A 9,614-nucleotide genomic window follows, 5' to 3' on the forward strand; every position below is an offset into this window, starting at 1 on the left:
ATATATGAACAAAGAAGAACTTATCGCCAAACTAAAAGTAATTATAAAGCCTTATACCACAAATACAGAAGCATACGATAACCTAACTGAAAATACTGACTTCATTAATGATTTGAGTATCAATTCGGCTAATCTGGTTGACATCGTTCTTGATATTGAAGAAGCTTTTGATGTTGTTATTGATAACACCGATATGGAGCGAATGCTGGATGTTAAAACTGCGGTAGAAATCATAGAAACCAAACTGGCAGAAAAATGATTGGCAATGATGTAATAGATATTTTGCAATCCCGTAAGGAAAGCAATTGGCGGCGCAAGGGTTATGTAGAAAAAATTTTTACTCCCGAAGAACAGTTGCTAATTGCAGATTCTTTAGATCCGGAAAGCATGATTTGGATACTTTGGAGCATGAAAGAAGCTGCTTATAAAGTCTATAATCGCAAAACAAAAATAAGGGAATATATTCCTAAAAAACTTTCCTGCTTTATAGAATCACAAAACCATAATTTTATAAGAGGAAAAGTTACTTGTTCCGAAAACACATACTACACTAAAACATTTCTTTCGAAAGACTACATTCATACTATTGCAGCCTGCGTTTTAGATAACCTCAACCGTGTGATAGAGATTGAAAAGAAATCAATTTTTAAAGACAGAAATAATATTCCTTATTTTGTTTCTTTAGAAAATAGGTTTCAGGATGTCTCAGTAAGCCATCACGGCCGATTTGAAAAAGTGATAACTATAAATATTCATAAGCAAGAGAGTAATCTCTTCAATAAAGCCTATTGATTTTGAATTTCGTTTGTTTCTTTTTTTCAGAATTCGTAAAATAAATTAGCTGTTTTGTACATCTTCTTTTCTAAAAAATAGTACGTAAAAACCAGTGACATTGAACACCAGTTTTCAAAGTGCAAATCCGTTGTTGAAATTTATTTCAAAAAAGTACTTTTTTCATTTTTTGATTTATGTGCATATATAAATCAACAATTATCCCTTATTTACCCTTTGCTTCTCAGGATTCGCCATGCAGTTCCACCTCTGTGCAATTAATATTATAACGGCTAAGAACTCATCTATCGTTTTGTTCCCAATACTATCAAACCTTGTCTGAACTGATAGTTGTAATGTTATAAGGATAGAACTATTACTAAGCTCTTCTACCATTATCTCTACCAGATAATTTTGTTGCTATTGTCGATCGCATGTAGTCCAAAATCAACATTACTCTAACATTCTGACTCTTTATTTAGTCAATTCTTTTAAGTACGTTTCATCTACTTTTTCAATTTTTAATTTTACGAGGAGGCTGATAGATTCAGATGGTCACCCTTGTTTTTAACAATTTTAAGAAGGCTTTTTCTAAATTATTTCTTGTAAGAAAAGATTTAGTTAAACATTAAACAATGCAGCTACACGTAAGAATTATTTTAGTAAGTTTGGTTATAATGCGTTATACGCAATACAGGACATATAAAGAATAATGGTCTCAAAGAGATGTACATTTTCAATTTATATCCTGTTTTTTTTTGATTTAGCCCCCCAATCAATTATGAAACTTAGAAACTACAAAATTTACTCCGTCCTATTTTTTTCGCTATGTTCTAACGGCTTTTCCCAAAACGGCGGCCCACCTCCTCCAGGTCTTCCCGATGAAGAACCTGTATTACCAATCAATCAGGGAGCCAATATTTTGTTGTTTGCCGGTGTTGTGCTAGGCGCATATGTAATAAGCAACAGAAATAAATTATAATTCAAAATCACTAAGATCTACAGACTTTTGGAGTTCCAAAGATCATATCACGTTATTGCATTATTAATAAAATTATGAAAAAAACTTTATTACTGTTATTAGTTTTTACAACAGCGAAATCAATTGGTCAGATTTACTTTAGTTCCAATACTGGTATGTATGTGAAAAATGAAATCCTATATGTAGGACAGGATATAAATCTGTCGGCGAATTCAAATTTGTACTTGCGGAATCAAGCACAGCTTCTTCAAGGTTCAAGTGGGAGCTTCGCCAATTCTGGTCTCGGGACTTTGTCTGTTTTTCAGGAAGGGACAGGTGACAATTTTGACTACAACTACTGGTGCTCTCCAGTCGGAAATCCCTCGGGAGCCGCTGGCAATTCAAATTTTGGCATAACTATGCTCAGCCGTCCTACTGGTCCAACGCTCTCTATCGCTGCCGTTATACTGCCGGCAGGAAATTATAATGGTACTTCTAATCCTTTGTCAATTGCTTCGTCATGGATCTACAAACTGGTCAATGCTAACAATTATTCACAATGGGTATTTGTGGGAGGTGCCTCCGATCTTCTACCAGGTCAAGGTTTTACTATGAAAGGAACCAGCGGCACAGATCCTGTAGATCCTGCACAAATGGGAACAGCAAACAATCCAGGAAGTGCGCAACGCTATGATTTTAGAGGAAGACCAAATAATGGAAATATTACAGTTACACTGGGAGCTGGCGCTGCAACTTTAACGGGAAATCCTTATCCGTCAGCACTTCATCTAAATGCTTTTTTATTAGATGGTACCAATGCCACAATTACTGGAGGTATTGCCTATTTCTGGGAACAGGATAAATCCGTAAATTCTCATTATCTAAGTGATTATCGCGGCGGTTATGGAGCATATGCACCAGTAAACCTCACTTCAAACGGCATCTATACACCTCCTGCTTTTAATTCCTACAACCAAGATGGGTCTTTAAATACTGGTGCACCCGCGTCAGGAACAGGAACTCCAATTATTCGAAGGTATGCGCCTGTCGGACAAGGATTTTTACTTAATGGTACTGCAAATGGAACCGCCACTTTTAAAAATTCTCATCGTATTTTCATGAAAGAAGCCGCTGGTGGATCACAATTTGAAAAACACGCTGCGCAACTGGAAGAAACTCAGGAAGAACTTCCTTCTGCAATTTCTCACTTTAAACTAAATGCCATAATTAATGATCAATTTACACGTCAGCTTGCACTTGCTTTTACGCAGGAAGCAACTGACCAAGTCGATATTGGAATCGATGCCATAAATATGACCGCAAATCTTCCGAATGATGTAGCCTTCTGGCTTCAGGACGCCGGCTACATAATCCAAGGTATCAATTTTGATACGTCAAAAAGAATTTCTTTAATTGTTAAGGCAGCTGTCAATTCTACCTTTAAATTTTACATTCCCGAAATTGTCAATTTTGACGCTGCACAACCTGTTTACCTTTATGATGCGGCAGATGATTCTTATCATGATCTTAAAACTGCACCATATCTCGCCTCGGTAACAGCTGGAACTTACACAGAGCGTTTTAAAATCACTTTTACTGCTCAGACTCTAGGCGTTGATCCAGCGGAAGACATGAAAAACTTTTTTATTTTTCAGGATAATGCAAAAGGTATTTTAAGAGCGTCAAATCCAAATCATTTACCACTGCAGTCTTATACCCTTTATGATATAGCAGGCAAAACAGTGAGCTTTCAAAAAAATTTGACAACTCAACAAGACTACCATTTTTCAACCAGCGGCTTGAGTGATGGTGTTTACATCGTGGTGTTTTTAACTAAAGATGGTCAAAAAATAACCCAAAAAATCGTTATCTCCACCTCTAGAAAATAATTTTTTAACTACAAACTATAAACCTTTCCTACTTAACTTAATATACCACATTATGGCAAGAAAATCTACACTTCAATCTTATAAAAATATGTTGCTGCTTTGCTGCATTCTAATTGCATCTGTGGCAACAGCACAAATAGGGATTGGAACTACTTCACCCGATCCCAGTTCGATATTGGACATTACATCTACTACTCAGGGACTTCTAGCTCCGAGAATGACTACCACGCAGCGAAATGCAATTGCAGCGCCTACTGATGGTTTATTGGTATACGACACAACTTTAAAACTTTTTTATTATTATTCAACCGGCACTGCCACATGGAATCCGCTTAACAGTACTTCAAGCGGCAGATTGAATTTTAAACGCATAAAATCCACAGATGTTCTGGCAACAGTTTTGGCCTCTGAAAAGGCTGCTGGAGGCGGTTCGAAATACCTAATGAATACCAATACTTTATATGAAATAAACGGGCAAGTAAATTTTGATCTTCCAATTGACATTAATAACGCTTACATTACGGGTCAAGATGCCAATGAGGATATTATTTCCTCAACAGCACCAGTTATTTTTCAAGGGGCTACTGGCGGCAGCATACGCTTTCTTACCTTAAGAGGAATAAAAGCCTTCGAAATAAACGGACCTGGAATAGCCACTTCATCCTCATTCTTAATTCAAAATGTAATTGTAGACGGAATGACAGGAAGTGTCGGAAATATAGGCGGACTGGGCTTGGTTTTTGGTAACATTGTACAGTTTATAAATAATGCCAACGGTATTAGATATTACAATATCGGCAACTTACTGCTTAACAGCCAGGCATGGCTAAGTTCCAATAATGGTGTTTTTGAAACTTTTACTGACAGCTTCGGGCTCATCCAAAAAAACAGCGGTTTCAGCACCACTTCTACAGGAGATACAGCACTAGACGTCAGCAGTTCAACTCTCGCAGTTGGAACGGGTATTTTACTGGGTACCGTTTTTTCCGGTACAGCTGGTACATATGTACTGGGTTATGCACCAGCGGCAACTTATCCGGGTTATAATTTCAGCACTGCATGGACTGTAGATTCACCAGGAATTCCAAGAGAAGGCGACAGTGATGCTACTGGAGATATCAATCTTGTCGCCGCCATAGGGACAGGAGCCACTACAACATTTACCACCAACGGAGCAAAAGTAAAAATCGCCGGTACTACGACTTCTAATAATCTGTTTCGTTTTACCAAGGATGGGAATAACAGAATCGTTTACAAAGGCAATAAACCCAGATACTTCCAAGTCGCTGCATCTGTTTCCTACCAAGGAACTGCTTCAGATATGACCTTGGTCCTTTATCTGGCTAAAAATGGTACAGTGCTAACTGACACTAAGGTTTACGGGAGGCCTGCATCTGGATTTTTCACCTCGGCTTCGGGTATTCTTGCCCTGCCAATCATGGGCACCATTCAGTTGAAAAAAGACGATTATATTGAAATTTTTGGAGAGCGTTATGACGGAACCGGTAATATTTCGGTTGTCTCTCTAAACTTAACAGCCAGATAAAAATTTGATAAACATACCATTATAAAATAATGCCTCATTTTATAAATGAGGCATTTTTAATCAGTAAGAATTGATAATAGATTTATCTCAACTATATTTTATTTGCTGCTTCCCATGATGGGGTTTCACTTTCCTGACTGTCTACTTACCGATGCAAAAGTTAGCAAAGATATTCCCCAGTAATTCATCATTTGAAACTTGACCTGTAATCAGCCCGAATTGATATAAAGCTTCACGAATATCAAGCGCCATAAGATCGCTTGAAAGACCAGATTCTAATCCGAATTTTACTTTTTGAATCTCATCTAACGCTTTTAATAACGAATCATAATGCCTTGTATTAGTAACAATTGTTTCGTTATTTCGAAGTGCTCCTGTATTTACAAAAGAAAGTAATTCATTCTTTAAATCCTCTACCCCAATTTTTTCTTTAGCTGAAATTAAAAGAAGTTTTGCATTTAGATTTTCAAGTTTAGTTTTAATGTTTTGAACTTCTTCTTCAGATAAAATATCTTTTTTATTAACTACAATAAGCAAAGGTTTTAATGGATATTTATTCTTGATTTGTTCAATTTCTGAAACAAAATCAGAACTTGAAGTTTGGAATTTTAATCCATCAAACAAATAAATTACCACCTGAGCCTGCTCTATTTTCTCGAAAGTTTTTTTGATTCCGATGCTTTCTACAACATCTTTTGTGTCGCGTATTCCAGCAGTATCAATAAATCTAAATCCGATACCGCCAATTACCAATTCATCTTCAATTGTGTCACGAGTTGTTCCTGCAATGTCCGAAACAATCGCTCTTTCTTCATTCAGTAAAGCATTCAATAAAGTCGATTTTCCAACATTTGGCTCGCCGACAATAGCAACTGGTATTCCGTTTTTAATTACGTTCCCAACTGCAAATGAATCAATTAAGCGTTTTAAAACAAATTCAATTCGGTTTAATAGTTCATGAAACTGTGTTCTATCAGCAAACTCCACATCTTCTTCAGCGAAGTCTAATTCTAATTCAATTAAGGAAGCAAAATTCAAAAGTTCTTCACGAAGTTTTGCAATTTCATTACTAAATCCCCCGCGCATTTGCTGCATGGCAATTTGGTGAGAAGCTTCATTATCAGAAGAAATTAAATCGGCAACTGCTTCTGCTTGTGACAAATCTAGTTTTCCGTTTAAAAAAGCACGAAGTGTAAACTCCCCTGCATCGGCCATTCTACAGCCATTTCGAAGTAATAACTGAATAATCTGCTGTTGAATATAAGTTGAGCCGTGACAAGAAATCTCAATTGTATCTTCTCCTGTATAGGAATTCGGACCTTTAAATACCGAAACTAAAACTTCATCTAGCGTTTTACTTCCGTCTACAATATGTCCTAAATGCAGTGTATGTGTTTTTTGTTTGGTTAAATCTTTATTTTTAATTGATTTAAAAACTGAATCACCTATCGTAATAGCCTCAGCTCCCGAAATTCGAATTATGGCGATAGCACCAGCTCCAGAAGGTGTAGCCAAAGCAACTATAGAATCTTGATTTATCATGCTGCAAAGGTATAAAAAAAGGCAGAATTTATCTTAATTTGTAATTCAGCCTCAAATCACCAAATTAAGAATTATTAACAAATCATTAAGTGTTAAAATACTGATAATTATCAGGTTGTTTTACTCCGAGAATGAGTAAATTTGAGAGACAAACCATAATCCTAATAAAATGAAAAAGATACTATTCCCTACCGATTTCTCTGATGCTGCAACAAATGCATTTGTCCATGCTTTAGAATTTGCTAAAATTGTAAAAGCCGAATTAATCTTGCTTCATACATTTGAGATTCCAGTTTACGACAGCCAATTTTTTCCAGAGAATTACGCTTCTATATATAGTTCGATCGAGTTAGCCAAATTTGAAATGTTCAAAGATGAAATTCCAAAATTAAGAGCTATCGCTGCCGAACGTAAATTAGATGATATTGTGATCAGACACCGTTTAATGGACGGCGATCTTATATACAACCTTAAAAATGCGGTTAAAGAAGACAACGTAGATTTTGTAATAATGGGAACAAACAGCGTTTCTGATTGGACTAAATTTTTTACTGGATCTAATACCGAATCAGTAATTTCGGGAGTTGAGGTTCCTGTATTGTGCGTTCCAGTTGAGGCAAAATTCAAAAAAATAAAAACTATTGGTTTTACCACTCGCTACCGTGAAAAAGATAAAAAAGAACTTAAAAAAATCTTGAAAATAGCGAAGAAAACAGATGCTAAAGTGAAAAGTTTATATGTAAAAACTTCCAATTCAGACGTGGCAGATACAACTATAAAAGAATGGGAAAACGAATTTGCCAATGACAATGTTGAATTTTTAGTATTGCCAAGTGATGAGGTTAAAGAAACAATTATAGATTTTATTCTTTACAAAGACATTGATATCTTAACCACTATCACACATAAAAGATCTTTCTTTGAAAGTCTTTTCGATTCAAGTTTTAGTAAAAAAATATCAAAAGAAGTACCAATTCCTGTATTAGTTATGCACGAAGATTAATTCTAATATCTGATGATTTTGTCACTTAAAAGCTATATTTGTATTTCAGTAAATTATTCTAATGAAAGCATATCAGGACAAAGTCAGCACGTATTCAGACCTATATAATAAAACCAACAAAAAATATAACAGCATAAGCCTTTTGAGGTTATTTAGTATTTTTCTTTTATTGTTTTTTATGTTTTACTACATCAAAACAAACGAAATACTTTATGTGATTTTAGCTGTTCTGTCTTTTGCTGGTTTTATCATTTTAATGAGAATACATTCTCGTTTGACTTTTCAAAAACTATTCGCAGAAACACTGCTTAAAATCAATCAAAACGAAATTTCTTTTTTACAAAGAGAAAAAACACCTTTTGAAAATGGTGCTGAATTTATCGATTTTCATCATCCGTATGCATATGATTTAGATATTTTTGGAGAACATTCTTTGTTTCAAAACCTAAACAGAACGGCATCATATATCGGAAAAAAAACACTTGCCGATCTATTGCTTCATACTCTTCCTGAAGCTGCAATTTTACAAAACCAAGAAGCTGTTAACGAACTAAAAAACAAAGTAGACTGGAGACAAGAGTTTCAGGCTTTAGCAATTATTAGCGAAGATTCAAAAGCATCTTATGAAGCGATAAAACATTGGATTTCTTTTAAAAATAATACTTTACCTAAAGTTTTAATTGCACTTTCAATTATCCTGCCAACATTATTTTTTGGAGTTTTAGCAGCCTATTTTATCACTTCAAAAACTATTTTACTTTCATACCTGACTTACATTTTTATTGCCAATTTAATTGTTTTAGGAAGGTCATTAAAAAGGATTCAGGGAGAAATAGCAAAGGCAGATAATATTGATAAAATCATCAAACAGTATAGTTTATTGTTGGAAAAAATCGAAAAAGAATCTTTTCAATCTAAAAAATTAATCCGCTTACAAGAACAGCTAGTTTATAAAAATGCCAAAGCAAGCCAGCATTTGAAACAGCTTTCAGAACTATTTTCAAGAATGGATACGATCAGTAATTTTGTTACTGCGATTCTTTTTAACGGAACATTCTTGTTCAACCTTCATGTTTTAAGAGCACTTTTAAAATGGAAAGAAAATTACGCTTCTGAAATCGATAATTGGATTTCTATAATTGGCGAAATGGAAGCTTTAAACAGTCTTGCCAATTTAGCTTACAACAACTCTGATTTTGTTTTCCCTGAAATTAATTCTGAATACAAAATTGAATTCAAAAATCTAAGTCATCCGTTATTAAATCCTGCTACACGAATTGGAAATGACACTAATTTTCACCCGCTTTCTTTCGTGATTTTGACTGGTTCTAATATGTCGGGAAAAAGTACCTTTTTAAGAAGCTTAGGAATTAATATGGTGCTTGGCGGAATTGGCTCAGTTGTTTGTGCCTCAGAAGCTAAAATACATCCACTTCCAGTATTAGTTTCAATGCGATTATCTGATTCTTTATCAGACAGCGAATCGTACTTTTTTGCTGAAATTAAACGTTTAAAACAGATCATGGATGCTCTTGAAAATCAGCCAGCTTTTGTTCTATTAGATGAGATTTTAAGAGGAACAAATTCGGATGACAAAAGAAACGGAACAATTGAAGTCGTAAAGAAAATAATTTCTAAAAAAGCCGTTGGCGCAATCGCTACACATGACATAGAAGTCTGCTTAACAACAAACGAATATCCTGAAATTTTAACCAATCAATGCTTTGAAGTCGAAATTCAAAATAACGAACTGCATTTCGATTATAAACTTAGAAACGGTATCTGTAAAAATAAAAGCGCTACTTTTTTAATGCAGAAGATGGGGGTTATTTAATTGTGAATGGTGAATTGTTAATGGTGAATTGTTAATGGTGAATTGTTAATGGTGAATTGTTAATGGTG

7 protein-coding genes are annotated in these 9,614 nt (G+C 34.9%); 6 read left to right on the top strand and 1 reads right to left on the bottom strand.

Translation table 11 applies throughout. The features are described from left to right. The first annotated feature begins 4 nt into the window (after nt 1-4). From ASE40_RS05845 to ASE40_RS05865, 4 genes are all read left to right on the top strand, one after another. Nucleotides 5-259 carry an acyl carrier protein gene (locus tag ASE40_RS05845; RefSeq protein WP_057116032.1) on the top strand — a complete coding sequence of 85 codons (255 nt, stop codon included), beginning with the start codon at nt 5-7 and terminating at the stop codon, nt 257-259. Then, the gene (locus ASE40_RS05850; RefSeq protein ID WP_057116033.1) at nt 256-792 is read left to right on the top strand and encodes a 4'-phosphopantetheinyl transferase superfamily protein; all 537 of its coding nucleotides are present in this window, start codon (nt 256-258) and stop codon (nt 790-792) included. The genes ASE40_RS05845 and ASE40_RS05850 overlap by 4 nt, the downstream gene beginning before the upstream one ends. A gap of 1,035 nt (nt 793-1,827) precedes the next feature. Next, nucleotides 1,828-3,621, top strand: coding sequence for a T9SS type A sorting domain-containing protein (locus ASE40_RS05860; protein WP_057116035.1), 1,794 nt, complete (start codon nt 1,828-1,830; stop codon nt 3,619-3,621). Nucleotides 3,622-3,673: 52 nt separating this feature from the next. Next, nucleotides 3,674-5,167 (top strand): hypothetical protein, encoded by a 1,494-nt coding sequence (locus ASE40_RS05865; protein ID WP_057116036.1) that lies wholly within the window; start codon nt 3,674-3,676, stop codon nt 5,165-5,167. A gap of 141 nt (nt 5,168-5,308) precedes the next feature. Here ASE40_RS05865 and mnmE read toward each other — a convergent pair whose 3' ends face one another. Further along, a complete protein-coding gene (gene mnmE, locus ASE40_RS05870) occupies nt 5,309-6,709 on the bottom strand; it encodes a tRNA uridine-5-carboxymethylaminomethyl(34) synthesis GTPase MnmE (RefSeq protein ID WP_057116037.1) in 1,401 nt (466 codons plus the stop codon). A 169-nt stretch (nt 6,710-6,878) separates the two neighbouring features. On the opposite strand from mnmE, the gene ASE40_RS05875 reads away from it, so the two are divergent. Continuing rightward, entirely contained in the window at nt 6,879-7,712 is an 834-nt protein-coding gene (locus ASE40_RS05875) for a universal stress protein (RefSeq protein WP_057116038.1), read from the top strand. A 61-nt stretch (nt 7,713-7,773) separates the two neighbouring features. Continuing rightward, on the top strand, nt 7,774-9,546 hold the full coding sequence (locus tag ASE40_RS05880; protein WP_057116039.1) for a MutS-related protein: 1,773 nt from the start codon (nt 7,774-7,776) through the stop codon (nt 9,544-9,546). Nucleotides 9,547-9,614 lie beyond the last annotated feature (68 nt).

This window comes from Flavobacterium sp. Root935, from assembly GCF_001429295.1.
Lineage (GTDB): Bacteria > Bacteroidota > Bacteroidia > Flavobacteriales > Flavobacteriaceae > Flavobacterium.

Bases quoted from the DNA above. Each gene is read 5' to 3' on its own strand.
- mnmE (WP_057116037.1), bottom strand. From the start codon at position 6,709: ATGATAAATCAAGATTCTATAGTTGCTTTGGCTACACCTTCTGGAGCT.
- ASE40_RS05865 (WP_057116036.1), top strand. From the start codon at position 3,674: ATGGCAAGAAAATCTACACTTCAATCTTATAAAAATATGTTGCTGCTT.
- ASE40_RS05875 (WP_057116038.1), top strand. From the start codon at position 6,879: ATGAAAAAGATACTATTCCCTACCGATTTCTCTGATGCTGCAACAAAT.
- ASE40_RS05880 (WP_057116039.1), top strand. From the start codon at position 7,774: ATGAAAGCATATCAGGACAAAGTCAGCACGTATTCAGACCTATATAAT.
- ASE40_RS05845 (WP_057116032.1), top strand. From the start codon at position 5: ATGAACAAAGAAGAACTTATCGCCAAACTAAAAGTAATTATAAAGCCT.
- ASE40_RS05860 (WP_057116035.1), top strand. From the start codon at position 1,828: ATGAAAAAAACTTTATTACTGTTATTAGTTTTTACAACAGCGAAATCA.
- ASE40_RS05850 (WP_057116033.1), top strand. From the start codon at position 256: ATGATTGGCAATGATGTAATAGATATTTTGCAATCCCGTAAGGAAAGC.